The organism is Chryseobacterium capnotolerans (assembly GCF_021278965.1).
Taxonomy (GTDB): Bacteria; Bacteroidota; Bacteroidia; order Flavobacteriales; family Weeksellaceae; genus Chryseobacterium; species Chryseobacterium capnotolerans.
Genome location: NZ_CP065589.1, coordinates 3,483,386 through 3,500,201, shown reverse-complemented (window position 1 = coordinate 3,500,201; position 16,816 = coordinate 3,483,386). Strand labels below are relative to the sequence as shown.

Genomic DNA, 16,816 nt, shown 5'->3' with positions numbered 1-16,816 from the left:
TATTATTTTTCTTTCATACTCAAAGAATTCACTTCTGTAATTTCCCAATAAACACAACAGGAGATTCAAACTTACTGATTATCAATAATATAAATCGATTTTCAGAACTCCGAAAAATAAGCGGCCTTTTTGAGCAAGATGTGTCTTTGTATATACAGACTTTTACAAGTTGTACATCCAAAGACTCTCTTGCCTTTTTCTTCAAAAAGGGTAAAAAACTGCGGAACTTGTTTTTTTGTTTTCTGTGAAATTAGGTTTAAGATTCCAGATTAATCCAGATTATTCTTTTTTAATCTCCAGAGATTCCAGAATCATCCAGAATCATCTTATTTAGCCCAGCTCCCATTAACACTATTGTTTTCAATGTTTTGATGTCCCAACTTTGCAGAAGAAATGTTAACCAAAAAAACGAAATGAGAATACCTTTTTATTTTTTTCTGCTATTCATAGTCATAACTATTCGGGGACAAGTCGGAATTAATACCAAATTACCAGAAGCTACTTTGGATGTTGTAGGAAAACCAAGTGATTCTAATCATTATGATGGCATAATTCCTCCTCGTATTACAGGCGACCAGTTATCTACTAAGGTATATACTTCAGGTAAAAAGGGTACTATCGTTTTTGTGACATCTCCTGCAACCAATTTAGTCGGTCAGGTTAAGTATGTTGTTGAAACAGGATTATACTGTTTTGATGGAAGTTTTTGGCAGCTACTTTTACAAGATAAAGATCCAATCGAATATTTCATTTTACTGACATTCGACCCAACCAGTACTGCAGGACTTACTGCAACATCAACTTGGTCAACTCCGAGAAATCAGTGGGGTAATACAAACGCATATTTGACTTCATCAAAATCTTACTCTGTAGGGACAAAAAATTTTGGAGGATTAAATGGAAATATATCTTTTAAAAAAAATAATGGTATTGTCAACATCCGTTTTCAGTTATACAGATCAGATAGCGAACCAATCACAGGAAATACTTTCATCAATATTGGAGATATATGCAATGATTTAGGTTTTGTCCCATATCAAATCGCCTTACTACATCGAGAAAATTCAACCCAATATTTTCCAGCCTTGCTTGAAAATTATGGTTTTCAAATTCCGCAAAGTACTTTAAGTTCAATGTCACCCTCATTTTATACATATGGAGAAGTGCAAAGTTATTCTAACTGGAGGAAGCCATATCTAAAGTAGAATCTTCAAAATTGAAATTCTGATACAAGTGATGAAAGAAAGCGATTCTATAACCAAATGAATTTATATAAAAACAATAATAAAATGAAAACACTTATTTATCTTTTTTTGTCCTTTTTTGGTATAGCGGTTCACGCTCAAGTCGGAATCAATACCCAAACACCAGAAGCAACATTAGAAGTTGTAGGCAAACCCAATGATACTAATCATTATGATGGAATTATTCCACCACGTATTACGGGAGAACAACTGGCAGCAAAAACTTATTCAACTGCAAAAAAGGGAACTATAGTCTTTGTGACATTACCTGCGACAAATTTAGTTGGTCAAGTGATTCATATTACAAAATCAGGTTTATATTATTTTGATGGTAGTGCGTGGATACCTTTTACTCAAGAAGACTCTCTAAATGATGTTGTTCTAAGAGGAAATTCTTCAACAGTAGAACTTGTTGTCAAAAGTAATCTCCATCTTGATTTTGATAGTAAGGAAAATTATACACTTGGAAATTCCCGAGGTCAAATTACAGGCGAGTATAATTCTATCGTTGCGACAGATTCTAAGATAACTTCAGGAAAAGGAAATTCTGCTAGTTTTTACGCAATGTCTCAGGGAGAAATTACAGGAAAATTGAATTATGGAGCAGGTGTTTCGGCACTGAATGGCATTGTAAACGGAACAATTTCAGGAAGCAGAAATATTGGAATCGGGGCAGGAGCAATGTCATATATCACTTCCGGGAATGATAATATATCGATAGGATATTTGTCAGGTACAGGAAACCGAACAGGTTCCAATAATATCTTCATTGGTACAGGAGCAGGAAGTCCTGCCACTGGTAACAGAAGTGTTAGTAACAAATTGGCTATACATTCAACCCCCGTCACAACAAGTTCAACCAACTTTTGGGATAGTATTACGAATAATTATACGGATTACAAATTCGCGTTGATTTCGGGGGATTTTTCTGAAAGGTGGCTAAACATCAATGGAAAATTAAGTGTCACGCCATCACAAATGCCTAATGCAGATAACGATTCTTCATATACGAAAAGAGTAGTGGCTAAATCTGATGGATCATTTGGTTTTGCAACAGAATTTATTCCTCAACCTCCACCTGTAGGAAGCTATGTTCTAAAGAGTGTAAATGGTGTGGCAAATTGGGAAGCACTTTAATGCACAGCGAATTCAATTGAACTTAGAAAATAAACCAATGAAAAATTACCAAATATTTTTAATTCTGTTATTATGCATTTCATTGACCTCCTGCAAAACCATAGTAGCTAATCCTGGGAGACCATTAATTGAAAGTTCAATAGAAGTTGGCAGAAGCTATGAAGTTCAAGATTTTAATGCAAAAGTACTTAATCTGAAAATCACGGGATTTGATAAAGATTGTATCTATGGAATTTCGGCTAAGAAAGAACAGATTATCCTTGAGAAAGCAAGCATTAGGCAAATGAAGAAATGGAAAATATTGAATTCTGTTTTTGTAGGCGCTTTAGCAATTGCTACTCTAATTTTTATTCCAATTTAGATATACTTGAATGAAACTATTTACTATTTCAAATGAGTCCGATTGAAACCGAGAATAAGACTATCATTTTTAGAATCAGTAATCAGAAAAAGCAAGAATGGAAAAAAATATGCGATACAAGAAATATTTCGCTTACAAGTTTAATCATCAATTCTGTCGAAAACAGGATTTTGGATGATGAAAGAAGACAGGTTCTCGAATTCATTGAAAAACAAGATAATGTTTTTGTAAAGATTGAGACCAATATCAATCAGGTTGCTAAGATTGTAAATACGCAAAAATTCATCGGTTCAGAAGAGTTAAAAGTTTTTTCTGAAAAGCTTTCAGAAATAATAATTCTAAAAAGGAGCAGAACAAAATATTTGAAAACATTTATTCTTTGCTTCAAAATGATTGTTAAAATAATGAATCCAGCTGGATCCGACTTTCCAGGAGTTAATTACAATGATAAAAAAATAGACAAAGGAAAAGGGGAGTTGATGATGATGAAAAACTTTCCATCATTCATTAATGAAAATAGTGATAAACAGCAAGTCAGAGATTATTTAAAAGTTATTTCGGCTGGAAATAAAAGAGTAATTAGGCCTCAATTTCACGCAACAATTTCGACCAAGTTCAGGGAACATTCCAAAGAAGAACTTACAAAAATTGCTGATGACTTTATGGATGAATTGGGATATGGAAAACAACCATTTATTGTGGCTTTCCATAATGACACAGAGAACAATCACATTCATATTGTTACGACTCGAGTAGATAAACAGACTGGAAAGAAGATTAATGACAGTTATGAAAAGTTAAAAGCTCAAAAAGCTTTAGCTAATACTCTAGAGAAACTTTACGGAATTAAACCGGAGGAAGTATTGAACAAACTGTTGAAATACAAAATGAGTTCCCTCCATCAGTTTGAAACTTTACTTAACAGAAATGGCTATAAACTGGGTGAAAACACAAATGATGCAAAATCTTTGACCATTTTAAAAAACGGAGTAATCCAGCGAACATTATCAGGAGACCAAATTGTTTTTGATAGTAGAAAAAATGAGAAAAGGACAAAACAGCTGAAAGCCATTTTTTCAAAGTATAAAGATATTTGCTCCAATAAGGTTTTCAAAGTCGAGGATTTTAGAAGGCAGGAAGCAATGCTTCCGGAAGAGCAGCAAAAAGATGATTGGACACCAATAATTGAATTCGAAAGTGAACTTCAGAAAAAGCTGAAAGATGTTTTTGGGATAGACTTAATATTCCATCATAAAGATGATTTGCAACCTTTTGGTTATACGGTCATTGACCACAAGACAGGCTCAGTTTATAAAGGAAGTGAAATAATGAAAATGAATGAGTTGTTCGAATTCACTTCGGAGAAAATGGATAAGAAACTGTTTGAAAGTCTTAAGGATTACAATATTCCAAATGATGACACTAAAGTAGTACTACAAAGATTTTTAAAAGATAGAAATTCAAAAAATGAAATAAAAGACTTTATGCTTTTTGAGAATAAAAAGCTGAAAAATAAGGAAATATTAACAGCAATCAGAAACGATGTAAAAGAATACCTGAAAAGCCAAAATAAAGAAGATGTTAATATCATCAAATCAGAGGATGGAAAATATTACATCGTTCATTCTAGACTTCATTACATCGGAGAATTGGAACCAATGATTGGGGAAAAGAAATATCAGGAATTCCTAAACCCTCAATTAAAAACGGCGCACCAAAGCGAAAATAAGGAAGGGGGTGAATTTAAAAAAGCTGTCAATGAAATGCTTTTTGAATTAATGAAAAGTACTGGGACTGCAAGGGATCCTGCTGAAAATGAACTTAAAAAACGAAGAAAAAAAAGAAATAGATAAGTAAAATGTAGCTTCCAATTATTTAAAAGATATAGAAAATTATGATAATCACTTTTGCCACACAGAAAGGAGGAACCGGTAAAACAACGCTTGCCATTGCTTTTGCCAATTATATTTCTGTTAATTCCAAGAGAAAGGTCAATGTATTCGATTTCGATTTTCAGAAGTCATTTTATCATAAATGGAAAGAAGACGAATTGCTGGATATTCCAAAACTATATGATGTTGAAATCATCGATGAAGAAAACGAACAGCCTTTCTCGGATTTTGAAACTTTGATCGAATTGAAAGAAAGTGAAGAAATAAACATATTCGACCTTGCAGGAACATTGGACGTGAAATACAGCGACCTTCTTATCTATAGTGATTTCATTGTCATTCCTTTTGAATATTCCAATGTCTCTGCGAAATCAACGTTGGTCTTCATTAATTTTTTGGGACTATTGGAAAGCCAGGCCGAAAGAATATTTATCCGCTCGAAATATGATAAAGGCTACAAATACCTTAATCAGGATGGAATGGATACCGAAATCAGCAGGTATGGAATCTTACTGAAAAGTCCTGTATTCAAAAGAAATTGTCTCCAAATCCTTGATACAAGGAAATTGACCTATGAACAAAAATATGCTGTAAAAAACCCATTCGTAGAATTAATAGATCATATTAATAATTGCCTTGAAATTACTTTGTAACCACAAATACTTTACTAAAGATGATCAAAATAATTACCACTATCATAGCCGTTTATCTGCTTTATTACGCAGGCAATATGGTCTACGATCTTTTTCTGAAAAAAGATAATTCTGGAAGACCGGAAGAAACTGAAGAGTATTCCCTGACGGAATTTTCAGAAAAAGACAAAAACGAAATACAACAAGTTGGAATCGATGATGTGGAAAATATCAATACTCCTAATTCTTTTAATCAAAAAGAGCTTTCTCAGGCAAATCAAGAGATACAGGATGAAACCCGTGACCTTGATCACTTTCGAAAGAAGTTCGAATCTGAACAGGATATTGATGACTATAACAATATTCCAGAAATATCAGAGAGAACAAAAGAAAATAATCACAATGAAACTGCAAGTCTTGATTCTGCAAAAATTGAGAATCAGAATCAGGAAAAAAAAGAAGCAGAATCACCTAAGCTCAAATCCTTTCATAGACAGTTTAAGAACTTTCTAAACCTCGCCGAAACCAACGTTCAGGTTCTTTCTGATCTTGACGGCTATAAGGTCTATCAGTCAATGATCTAAGAGATTAATCCACACATTTCAAATCTAAAATGATCCGCCAATAAATGACGGATAGCACACCGCTTATGCCAATTTCTGAGCAAAATAAACACAATTCTTAACATAAATCTTCAATTATTATGAACTACAAATCTAAACGACATCAGCTGGTTAAAAAGTTATTAACTGCTTGTGTAATTCTCTTGGCTATTACCCCGGCATTTGGACAGGGTGGTGCAACAGCGATCTCCAATGCTGCCAATGACATCAAGGATTATTGGGATCCAATCAAGCTTATTCTAAAAGCAGTAGGAGGATTGGTCGGTTTCATCGGCGGTCTAAGAGTGTATAACAAATGGACAAATGGTGACCAGGATGTCAACAAGGAAATCTTGGGCTACGGAGGTGCTATGATATTCTTATTGGTAGTTCCGGAATTCGTAACAGCATTCTTTGCTTAATATGGGATTCTATCTCTACAAGGGGCTTAAAAAACCCCTTGTATTTTTCGGACTCAAAGGCAAATACATCTTTTATGCAGTAGGCGTAATTGGAGTTGGTGTCATCGCAGCACTCATATTATCCAAATTCGGATTGCTGGGTTCTCTTTTGGGACTCGCAGTTACAGGAGGAGGTGTCTATTTCATTTTCAAAAGACAGGATAAATATGGTTTGTACGCTAAGACCAAAAACTTCAACCAAGTTTTGATTTTCCCAAAAAAAATAAACAATAAAACACTTTTAGGTTATGTCCAAAATAAAGAAACTAACATTTGATATTCCTTTTATCGGATTTGATTACGGAAAAGATTTCGGGTGGGACTTTGATGTTTTATTTGGACAATACGGAAATCCTATTATCGGAATTAGAATAAAAAATGCCGTTGAACAATATTCTGCAGATCCAGATCAATATCTGAATTTTCATACGGTTTTGAATCAAGTAGTGTCTATTATTGGTGAAGGTAGAATTGTTCAAAAGCTTGATATTTTCTCAAAAAAGAAATACGAAGCTGAAGAATCCAATCAATTTCTCCAGCAAAAATATTCAGAGCATTTTGATGGCAGGCTTTTCAAAACTATAGAAACGTTACTTTTCTTCACAGATATTGTAGATGATAAGCTAAAGAAGAAAACAAAACATTATAATTTCTCTGAGAAAAGTTATAAAGAGCTTCGAGATAAATGCCAAAAGGTATTTATGCTTTTAAGACAAAGTGATTGCGAACCACAATTTCTATTTGAAAAGGATTTTGAACATTGCATTTCCGGTGTATTGTCAATGCAGTTTTCTGACATACCAAGTTTTGATAATATCAAAAGTACCAATGAGTACCTGCAGATCGGAAATCGTTTCGTCAAGAATATTTCCTACGTCGATGTCGAAAATATTGATCTGCCTTCCGAAATAGACCCCTATTCTATACTTGGAGGGAATGGTGCAGCATCGGAAACAGCTGTGGATAATTTTACATTTATCAATGAACTGGAAGATTACGAAACAATTGTCTACAATCAGGTTATTACCATCCCACTACAGGCACAACAGCAAAGAGAGCTCGATAAGAAAAAGAAAAAGCACGAGGGTGCAGCCAATAATTCTCCGTCCAATGCCATCATTGCAGAAGAAATCCAAACTCTTCTCCATAATATCGCTACAGATGGGCAACTGGTTGTGAATGCTCATTTTTCAATTTTGTTTTCAGCAGGCACATTAGAAAAAATGGAGAATATCCAATCGATGATTGAAAATAAGCTTTTCACGAAAGGAATAATTGTTTCCAAGAATGCTTACAATCAGCTGGAGCTCTTCCGGTCTGCTATTCCTGGCAATGCCACGGAGCTTAGGGAATACGATCTATTTATGACGACAAGCGAAGCGGCCTTGTGTTTTTTTTTTAAAGAGAGTTACCCCGTGAATGAAGAATCTAATTTCTATCTGAGGTTTACGGACAGGCAGGGAGTTCCATTAAAAGTTGACCCTGCTGACCTGCCTATGAAAATTGGCAGAATTAACAATCGAAACAAGTTCGTTCTCGGACCAAGTGGTTCAGGCAAGAGTTTCTTAATGAACAATATCATTGAGCAATATCTCACCTATAACTATGATGTTGTCATCGTAGATACAGGAGATTCTTATTCAGGAACCTGCAAATACAAAGGGGGAAGATATATTCAATACACTGAAGAAAAGCCAATCACAATGAATCCTTTTCTGATGGATAAGAAAGAATTCAATATTGAAAAAATAGAATTTTTGACGAATCTGATCTTCCTGATCTGGCAAGGTCCTGATGCTTCAATGTCATCTGCGCAGAAATCAATATTGGACAATGTGCTGATGTCCTATTATCATCAGTATTTCAATTCGGGAACTGAATGGTATGAGAATAAAAGTTCAGAAGAATTACTTCTTTATTTGAATAAATACAACATTCACGAAGAAGATATTTATGCTCAATATGAGAGTGAAGTTAACGAACAGCGGACATACTACGATGTTTTAGGAATTTCCTTTGATGCAAGTTCTGAAGAGATCAAGGAAGCCGGAAGGAAACTATTGAAGTTCTATCATCCTGACAAGAACATCAATAATCCAGATTATGACAATGAAAAATTCTATACCGTTTACGAGGCTTATGAAACGCTGGGTGATGAAGATAGAAGAAGAATTTACAATGAAACTCAATTGATTCTTATTAAATCCAATGAAATCATCAAAAAGGATAAAACGGAAGAAAACTGGGATGAATCATTTAGGAAAGCCATCATCAGAAAAATCAAAGAACTTGAAGAGAAGTTGGATGCAAAAGAACTTTCCTTTAATGGTTTCTATGATTACTGTGACAAATTTCTTCCTCTTTATCTGAATAATAAGAAACACAGTATCACAGAAAGAGAATTTAACCTAAGAACTTTTCTATTTGTTCTGAGAGATTTTTATAAAGGTGGAAGATATGGAACAACACTCAATGAATCTGCTGATAATACTTTGTTTGACGAATCGTTTATCGTGTTTGAGATTGATAATGTAAAAGATAATCCAAAACTTTTTCCCATTGTAACACTCATCATAATGGACACCTTTATTCAGAAAATGAGGCTCAGAAAAGACCGAAGAAAAGCTCTGATTATTGAAGAAGCGTGGAAAGCAATCGCAAGTAAGTTGATGGGAGGTTACATTCTATACCTCTATAAAACGGTAAGGAAATTCTGGGGAGAAGCAGTGGTGGTAACACAGGAATTGGATGACATCATTGGAAATGCAGTTGTAAAAGATTCCATTATCAACAATTCGGACACTTTCATTCTTCTTGATCAGACCAAATTCAAGGACAATTTCGATAGGATAGCCGCATTACTTTCATTGAATAAAGTCGAGCAGAACAAGATTTTTACAATCAACAACCTCAATAACAAATTCGGAAGAAGCAGATTCAAAGAATTTTATCTGAAGCGAGGTTCTAAGGGAGAAGTCTATGGTAACGAAGTTTCAATAGAGCAGTACTTAACCTACACGACAGAGAAACCCGAAAAATCGGCAGTAGAGTATTATGTACAGAAGTACGGAAGCTATGATGAAGCCCTTATGAAGATTGTCTCTGATTTAAAAGTTTTTGGAGACAGCCTTGAAAATCTTGTTTCGCTGGTCAATCTGTATCAAAATCCCTTAGACCAAAAGATTGTTTCCTATTACCGCAGGATGAAAAATGAAAACAAAGGGAAAAATATTTTCAAAGTTATTTCACAGGAGCTCGAAGACCATCAAATCAGTTTTTCAGAATTAATCACTAAAAATTATCAGTATGAAGAAACTTAGTCTATTTTTTCTAGGATTCGGCAGTTTTTTATTTGCTCAGAATACCTATATCGATCCTACGGTAACAGCTGCAATGATTCTGTATTCAGAAAATCTAAAAGCCAAACAAAATGAAGTTATTGAAGAAACATCCAAATTAAAGGATGCTCAAACCTGGGTCGGAACCCAGATGGTAGCCGCCAATGATATTCAGAATAAAATATTAAAGGGCCTGAAAGAGGTTTCCGGAACACTTCAAAACGGCATTCAGGTACAGCAGATCTACACTGAGCTCAACAAATGTTATGATTATTCTGCTCAGGTTATTCAATTGGCTTCGCAGCATCCTCAATATGCCATATTTGGAACTAAGGCTTCACAAAAAACCTACGAGCAAAGTTTGAAAATAGTAACAGACATCACTGATATTCTGGCATCAGGAGAATTGAATCTGGCTACTGCAGGAGACCGCTATAAAATCCTGCATAATATTTCCGGCAATGTGAAAAATCTGAAACTATGGCTTTTGGCAATAAAGCTAAGACTGGAAAAAGCCAACCGATTGGGGTTTTGGAATTCCATCAATCCTTTTGCAGGATACATCAATACCGATAAAGGGATTGTGGAGAATATAATGAACAAGTATAAAAGGAATTTTTAAAAATCAAGAGATGAAAAAGATTTTTCTAATCCTGACTATTCCTATTTACATCTTAATCACTTCTTCAAGTGGTGGTTCTACACCTGCGTGGCAACAGGAAAATGTTTCTTTTCCAATGATGGACCTGGAGATCAATGCAGCAATGAAAGAGCACGACCGACAAAAAGAAATGAGACAGAAGCAAACTGTAAATGCTACGGTGGAAACTATTAATCAATCACAATGGAAAGATTTCAAGGAAAAAATTGTTAAAGTTCAGGACAGGCTTCGTATTGTCTCATTTGCTGTTCAGTCAATACCAACAGGAATCTCTATGAGCAGAGAGATAACGAAGATAACGGATAATCAGACCGCTATTATCAATGAGATCAGCACCGCGCCATATTCTATCATAACCGTTTTGCCTTCGCAAGTACAGTTTGTGGATGACCTCCAAATGGTCACTCGTTTAGTGGCAGGGATCATCCTGTCATACGGAGCTATCAACCAGATGGAAAAATCGGAACGTAAAATTTTACTGGATTATGCATTGGGAGAAGTCAAAGCAATCAGCAGAAATTCTACGCATATGCTTTTAAAAATAAAAGATATCAAGGCAAAGGTTTTACGAAACAAAAGAGCATTCCAGTATTATGTCAATAGAGATAAACAGGTTGTAGAAAGTATAATGAACAATTTCAAATCCTTTTAAGATGAAGAAAATATTAACCTTTGGAATCATTGCGCTCTCCAGCATTTTTGTAAAGAGCCAACAGATTGTCATCAATGATAAACTTCTATCCCAGATCACGCTCAATCACGGTGTTCGGTTGGCAAGTGAGCAGGCATTCTTGGATTCTTATGAAAAACAAAAGGAGCTGTACGATGATATCAACAATAAAACCACCCAAGTTATTGCGATTCAGGAATACATCTATCAACAGCTTAAAAATGTTAATTCAGCGCTTACACAAAGCAAAAAATTAATCTATCTGTATCAGTATTTAGGAAAGATTGTGACGAATTCCAACAAGATGCTGGATCTGTCTGCTCAACATCCTGAATATGCAATTCTGGTCTCAAAATACTATTCTGAAATCGGAACACAAGTCACTAAGCTCCAACAGGAAGTGACCCAGGATGTCTTGAACGAAGACAAAGATTTCCTGATGGATGCAATGGACAGAGAAATGCTGATTGAGAAAGTATTTACCAGGGTAAGAAATATCAATGGAAACATTCTTTATATCATTTTACGATTGGAGAACGCCAAAAAAATCCCGTACCTGTTCCAAGTCCCTGTACTCAGAAACTATCTCAATATTGACAAAGCTATTGTCGGTGATATCATTCAAAAATACAAACACCTATTCAATTAGACCTATGGAAAATCTATCAAAAATAGCAAAACTCTCCCTCTTACTATTTGCTGTTGCAAATGTTTTTGGGCAAGTCAGTGTAAAGAGATTGAACGACCCATCTATTGTTGCACAGCATAAGAGGATGACCTTTGAAAGCTGGGGCGACTGGCGACCATATCCTAAATATTTTCTTGGTATTCAAACCAATTTTGCTTACGCAACGGTTTGGGGAATGTGGGCTCCTAAAATTAACCGAGATTATAAAGACGGTGACGATATAAGACCACTAAAACCAACCGGAGAACAGAATCTACGATTCGTCCAGTTGAAATTTCAGGAGGATGAAGCTAAGAAAATCAAAGCCGCTTCGGATACCATTTATAAGAGAAGCGTGCAAGATCTTGCCCATTGGACTTCGGCGACTGTCGATGCCGACCCTCTTTGGCTTCTTTACTACAAGCGAATGTTGAAACCAATCACTGAATTTCCGGATACACCACAGAATTTTATCGAATGGCGACTGAAAGATCAGCAGACTTATGAAACGCTCAATACAACTGGTACATTAAAAAGGCTTCAGGAAGAACTGGATTTAATTAAAGATAAATATTCAATGTCCCGCTCAATGGATATGCCAAGGGGGAAGCGCTTTGTAATGTATCACGAAACCCTTATCAAATGGAGAAAATTTGTTCAGGAATTAAGAAAGCATAATAACAAAACGACTTTGTTGCTGGATTACAAAAATATACTGAATAGCCATTTACCCACAGCTTTACCAACGCAATGGACACCTGCTTCAGACAAACAGATTGTTCAAAATGTAATGCAGCAATACAAACACAAATTTTAATATGAATAAAACATATACATACTTTTTTTGTCTTTTGGCTATGATAGTACCGGTGTTGGGTTTTGCCCAGACGGATAGTGATTACAGTAATCTTTTACAGTTTTTAAAAGGTGATGGCGCTTTTGAAAAATGGTTTATGGAAGTCTTTACTAAACTTGATAATAGTGTGCAGGACAGTGCGGAAGGTTCAGCATTGGTTGGAAGAGCCATAGGCGGATTGGGAGCATTAATGTATCTCGGATATATGGGATGGCAAATGGCAGCCGGAGATCGTGAATGGGAAATTATCCCGATGCTCAAACCTATTCTGATCGGGTTTACACTCATTTATTGGATGGGATTTGTCAATATGCTGCAAGCTCCTTTTGAGGCCATTGCGGAACCGGGAATAGCCATCTTTAGTGATATTGAATCTGAGGTAAATGACCTCAGAATTGAAAGGTTCAAGAAACAGCAGCAATTACTGGATGCAGTCATCAAGCTCAATGCTGAAGAAGATGCCAAGCAGGAAGTTATCAATAATACAAGTAAAGATGCAGACGATTCTTGGTTTGATATCAGTGATGGGATTGACAAATTATTACAGCCTATCAAAGAATGGCAGATCAGGATGGAATTCCAGCTACAGAAATTAGTTGCAGAAATCATTGAGTTTGTATGTTTATCCATTCTCAGAATTTGTGTTTATCTCATCTTCTTTATCCAAAAGATCTGGGCATATATATTAATTATTCTTGGTCCCATTGCAGTCGGAATGGCACTAATACCTGGATTTGAAAATTCTTTATACAGTTGGGTTTCCAAGTTCATTAACATCAATCTGTACACTTTTGTTGCATATACCATTATCAATATTGGACAACAGCTGATTGCATCAGGCTATACAATGGAAATTGAACGATATGATACTCTTTTAACCAACGGAACCATTACCAATTTGGATGCTTTGATGGTCTATGTTTCAAATTCCGGAATGATCTACAACCAACTCTTTACCTGTGTAGCTTATATCGTCACAGGCGTTGGAGTTCTGATGACGCCAACCATTGCTGATACGATTGTAACTGCGGGCGGAGCAGGAGCGATGACCAAAATGAAAAGTGCAGCAGGTAAAATGGCGAGTAGTGCAAAAACAGCGGTTTTGGCTGCGAAAACGGGAGGTGCTTCAGCAGTTGCTGCGACAACAAAGGCCGCTGCTGCAGGTTCTGCATCTGGAAGAGTTAATGATGCTATGAAAAATGGAAAGTAATCTGAAAAAAATAATTGAAAATGCTTATTAAAAACATAGAACAGAGAATTAAGATCAACAAAGTGGTCTCATTGGGAGCTATTGCATTTGCTGTCTTCATCATCATTGCAGGTTTCTTCTTTGCTTACAGAATGATTCAGGATTCCAGAAAGTCAATCTACATTTTGGATAACGGTGTTCCGATTCTTGCCAAACAGACCGATGTGCTTTTGAATCGACCTGTGGAATATAAAGCACAGATCGAATTATTCCACCGACTATTTTTCACTTTGGCTCCTGATGATTCCTACATCAAAGAAAACATTCAAAAATCATTATACCTCATTGATGATAGTGGAAAAAAGGAGTACACCAACCTAAGAGAAAAGGGATTTTACAATCAGATCGTTGCTTCAAGTTCTATGGTCAGTATTCACACCGATTCCATTTCTCTGAATATGGAAAACAAGAAATTCCAGTATTTCGGAAAGCAGATGATTACAAGAAAATCTTCTGTCATTACGCGTAAATTATTTACTGAAGGTTTCTTTGATGACATCATAAGAAGCCCAAACAATCCGCACGGTGTTCTTCTCAAAAACTGGCGAATCATCAATAACGAAGAACTGTCTAATCAAAATAAAAACTCTTACTAAAATGAATGCTTTTGTTAAAAAAAACGGACAGAAATGGTTAGTCTGGGCAGTCAAAAATCCGAAGAGATTTTTTATGTATTCGATGGCTTTCCTATCAGTTTCCTTCATCATTTCTATTATGCAAGGAATCTTATTTCCTTCTGATATGACATTTAAAATCAAGCCCCCTGTGCTTTATTCCAAAAGTTCGGTGGCTCAAAATATTTTGAAAAATAATGATAAGGAGATGAAAAAAATAGTGGATGAACTACAATCACTTAAAGATAAAAGAGATCAGCAAAAATTACGGAAAGAGGACAGCCTGAGAATAGAATATCTGTTTAACCAATACCAACACTTAAAAAATGGACATTAAGAAAATTAACTTTAAAGAAAAGAAATATGTTCTGCCTCTCCTTGCTCTGCCTTTCGTTTTGTTGTTTGCATATGTTGGGGTTCAGTTTATGAAAGAAGATAAACCTGCAGATAAACCGAAAGAGCTTTCTCTGTCACTTGGTGAATCGCAGGATTCCATTATGACCAAGAATGATGCTTATGATGCATTCTTTAAAAAGGATGATAACAGAACAATGCTTGGTGGATTGGACAAGGAACAAGATAGTCTGCAAAGCTATGACGACCAATTGTCATTAGCTCAAAAAAGAAGAATTGATTCTTTAAAAGCTGTCAATTCAAGGCAGAATCAATATCAGGCAAATGGAAATCCATCATCCTATTATAACGCTAAACAAGGTAAAGAAGATCAGGACTATAAAAGATCGACTGAGATTATTAAAATGCTAAATGACAATTCCTACGGAAAAGCAGAAGATAATATTCAGACTGAAAAGCCTAAAACAAAGGAACAAAATGCACAGCAGGATCCTGTAAAATATCTGAAGCAGCAAATGCTGGTGATGGATTCTTTAGAGAAAGCTAGAGATCCAGAATATCAAACCAAGCTGGCGGCTGAACAAAAGCTAAAAGCCAATAAAGAAAAGATGGACGAGTTCCTTAATTCTACTTTCAATGTCAGCAAGTCAGGTATCAATAATGACTTCAATGCAATTTATAAAGACAAGGAAAACAGTTTTATCAAAGCCGTCATCGATGAAAACAACAAAGGATTTTTAGGGAGCAGAATCAGATTTCGATTGTTGGAAGACATTTTTGTTGGAAATAGGAAAATCAGTAAAGGTTCCATTTTGTATGGTCAGATTTCAGGATTTACAATGCAGAGAGTTGATTTGAAAATCATCTCAGTATTTGCGAAAGGAGAGATTTTTCCAATCAACCTTTCAATTTATGATGTTGATGGGATGAAAGGCTTGTATGTTCCCCAAAGTATATTCAGAGATATGATTCGTGAAATGGGAAGCAATTCGGTTCAGGGAACTCAGATGGATATGGGAGGAGAAGGATTTTTTACCACTATCGGCTCCAAATTATTTACATCCACCTCCAAATCGATTGCTAATCTAATCAAAACCAATAAAGCAAAATTGAAATACAATTCCTATGTATTTCTAATCGATGAAAAACAATTGAAAGACTCACAAAACCAACCAAAACCTTAAAAGCAATGAAATCATTTTTATATACACTTTTACTGTTTACAGCGACTCTCAAAGCTCAAACAGCAACCAAAGAACAAATTATTTCTGATCTGCCAGAAATAGAAATAGCAGAAGGGGTCAACCTGCATATTATTTCTCCTGAACCTATCCAATACGTCGATTTATCAACTGAAAAACTAACAGGGGATTTACCAACGACCAATATTGCAAGAATCAAAATTGCAGATAGTCAAACATCTGAAGAAGATAAAAAGAAAAAGACCTCCATCTTTTTTAATGGAGATCAAGTTGGAATTATTACCGTTGTAGGGCAATCTTATATTGCACAGTATAAAGCGGTTTACAGACATTCTGAAAATTTGAATACAATTACCAATATTCACATTCAGCCTGAAGCGATGCAGCCTATTGAGTTCGATAAAATGGTCTTCTCTAACCTTGAACTTAGAAGATTTGCAATGGGAATCATTCAGAAGAAATCTGAAAATAATCCAATCAGAGAAGAGAAAAATCTTAAACTCAGCTTCCAGCTCAACAATGTCTATGTCATCAGCGATTACATTTTCCTTGATATGACCTTTAAAAACAATTCTAATCTGAGCTATGATATAGAGGCGTTAAAATTTTCCATAGAGGATAAAAAAATCCATAAGGCTACGAATAACCAAAGCATCGAGATGACCCCGCTTTTTCAGCTTAATCCTCAAAAACATTTCAAGAAAAATTTCAGAAACATTTACGTCTTCAAAAAGTTCACTTACCCTAATTCCAAAGTGATGATGATAAGATTAATTGAGGAACAACTATCGGGCAGAACTATTGAAATGAAAGTGAACTATTCTGACATTCTAAAAGCTGATACATTCTAGCCGAGATTCGACCTCCATTTTTAAA

Annotated in this window: 18 protein-coding genes; all 18 read left to right on the top strand. The window is 35.3% G+C overall.

The features are described from left to right. The first annotated feature begins 413 nt into the window (after nt 1-413). The 18 genes from H5J24_RS16705 (at nt 414) to traN (ending at nt 16,791) form a co-directional block, all read left to right on the top strand. Nucleotides 414-1,205, top strand: a complete 792-nt coding sequence (locus tag H5J24_RS16705; RefSeq protein ID WP_068941718.1) for a hypothetical protein — start codon at nt 414-416, stop codon at nt 1,203-1,205. Between the two features lie 108 nt (nt 1,206-1,313). Beyond that, nucleotides 1,314-2,381 carry a hypothetical protein gene (locus H5J24_RS16700; protein ID WP_228407591.1) on the top strand — a complete coding sequence of 356 codons (1,068 nt, stop codon included), beginning with the start codon at nt 1,314-1,316 and terminating at the stop codon, nt 2,379-2,381. 37 nt (nt 2,382-2,418) lie between these two features. Continuing rightward, on the top strand, nt 2,419-2,742 hold the full coding sequence (locus H5J24_RS16695; protein ID WP_141395636.1) for a bacteriophage spanin2 family protein: 324 nt from the start codon (nt 2,419-2,421) through the stop codon (nt 2,740-2,742). A gap of 32 nt (nt 2,743-2,774) precedes the next feature. Then, nucleotides 2,775-4,595, top strand: coding sequence for a relaxase/mobilization nuclease domain-containing protein (locus H5J24_RS16690; protein WP_346729917.1), 1,821 nt, complete (start codon nt 2,775-2,777; stop codon nt 4,593-4,595). 41 nt (nt 4,596-4,636) lie between these two features. Continuing rightward, nucleotides 4,637-5,287, top strand: coding sequence for a ParA family protein (locus H5J24_RS16685; protein ID WP_068941728.1), 651 nt, complete (start codon nt 4,637-4,639; stop codon nt 5,285-5,287). Nucleotides 5,288-5,307: 20 nt separating this feature from the next. Continuing rightward, the gene (locus tag H5J24_RS16680) at nt 5,308-5,850 is read left to right on the top strand and encodes a hypothetical protein (protein ID WP_068941730.1); all 543 of its coding nucleotides are present in this window, start codon (nt 5,308-5,310) and stop codon (nt 5,848-5,850) included. A gap of 119 nt (nt 5,851-5,969) precedes the next feature. Continuing rightward, on the top strand, nt 5,970-6,290 hold the full coding sequence (locus tag H5J24_RS16675) for a DUF4134 domain-containing protein (RefSeq protein ID WP_082811093.1): 321 nt from the start codon (nt 5,970-5,972) through the stop codon (nt 6,288-6,290). Between the two features lies 1 nt (nt 6,291). Further along, a complete protein-coding gene (locus tag H5J24_RS16670) occupies nt 6,292-6,606 on the top strand; it encodes a DUF4133 domain-containing protein (RefSeq protein ID WP_068941734.1) in 315 nt (104 codons plus the stop codon). Beyond that, the gene (locus H5J24_RS16665) at nt 6,578-9,649 is read left to right on the top strand and encodes a TraG family conjugative transposon ATPase (RefSeq protein ID WP_185124654.1); all 3,072 of its coding nucleotides are present in this window, start codon (nt 6,578-6,580) and stop codon (nt 9,647-9,649) included. Before H5J24_RS16670 ends, H5J24_RS16665 begins: the two co-directional genes overlap by 29 nt. After that, nucleotides 9,636-10,289, top strand: coding sequence for a hypothetical protein (locus H5J24_RS16660; protein ID WP_068941736.1), 654 nt, complete (start codon nt 9,636-9,638; stop codon nt 10,287-10,289). Before H5J24_RS16665 ends, H5J24_RS16660 begins: the two co-directional genes overlap by 14 nt. Before the next feature lie 10 nt (nt 10,290-10,299). Continuing rightward, nucleotides 10,300-10,980 carry a hypothetical protein gene (locus tag H5J24_RS16655; protein ID WP_068941738.1) on the top strand — a complete coding sequence of 227 codons (681 nt, stop codon included), beginning with the start codon at nt 10,300-10,302 and terminating at the stop codon, nt 10,978-10,980. A 1-nt stretch (nt 10,981) separates the two neighbouring features. After that, nucleotides 10,982-11,647: a hypothetical protein gene (locus tag H5J24_RS16650; protein WP_068941741.1), complete on the top strand. Its 666-nt coding sequence runs from the start codon at nt 10,982-10,984 to the stop codon at nt 11,645-11,647. Between the two features lie 4 nt (nt 11,648-11,651). Continuing rightward, a complete protein-coding gene (locus H5J24_RS16645; RefSeq protein WP_068941743.1) occupies nt 11,652-12,482 on the top strand; it encodes a hypothetical protein in 831 nt (276 codons plus the stop codon). Nucleotide 12,483: 1 nt separating this feature from the next. Further along, nucleotides 12,484-13,731, top strand: coding sequence for a TraJ family protein (locus H5J24_RS16640; protein WP_068941745.1), 1,248 nt, complete (start codon nt 12,484-12,486; stop codon nt 13,729-13,731). 20 nt (nt 13,732-13,751) lie between these two features. Beyond that, the gene (traK, locus tag H5J24_RS16635; RefSeq protein WP_034676585.1) at nt 13,752-14,366 is read left to right on the top strand and encodes a conjugative transposon protein TraK; all 615 of its coding nucleotides are present in this window, start codon (nt 13,752-13,754) and stop codon (nt 14,364-14,366) included. A gap of 1 nt (nt 14,367) precedes the next feature. After that, nucleotides 14,368-14,721 (top strand): hypothetical protein, encoded by a 354-nt coding sequence (locus H5J24_RS16630; protein ID WP_068941747.1) that lies wholly within the window; start codon nt 14,368-14,370, stop codon nt 14,719-14,721. Then, nucleotides 14,711-15,922, top strand: a complete 1,212-nt coding sequence (gene traM, locus H5J24_RS16625; RefSeq protein WP_185124655.1) for a conjugative transposon protein TraM — start codon at nt 14,711-14,713, stop codon at nt 15,920-15,922. Before H5J24_RS16630 ends, traM begins: the two co-directional genes overlap by 11 nt. A 5-nt stretch (nt 15,923-15,927) precedes the next feature. After that, nucleotides 15,928-16,791, top strand: coding sequence for a conjugative transposon protein TraN (traN, locus tag H5J24_RS16620; protein ID WP_034676581.1), 864 nt, complete (start codon nt 15,928-15,930; stop codon nt 16,789-16,791). Nucleotides 16,792-16,816 lie beyond the last annotated feature (25 nt).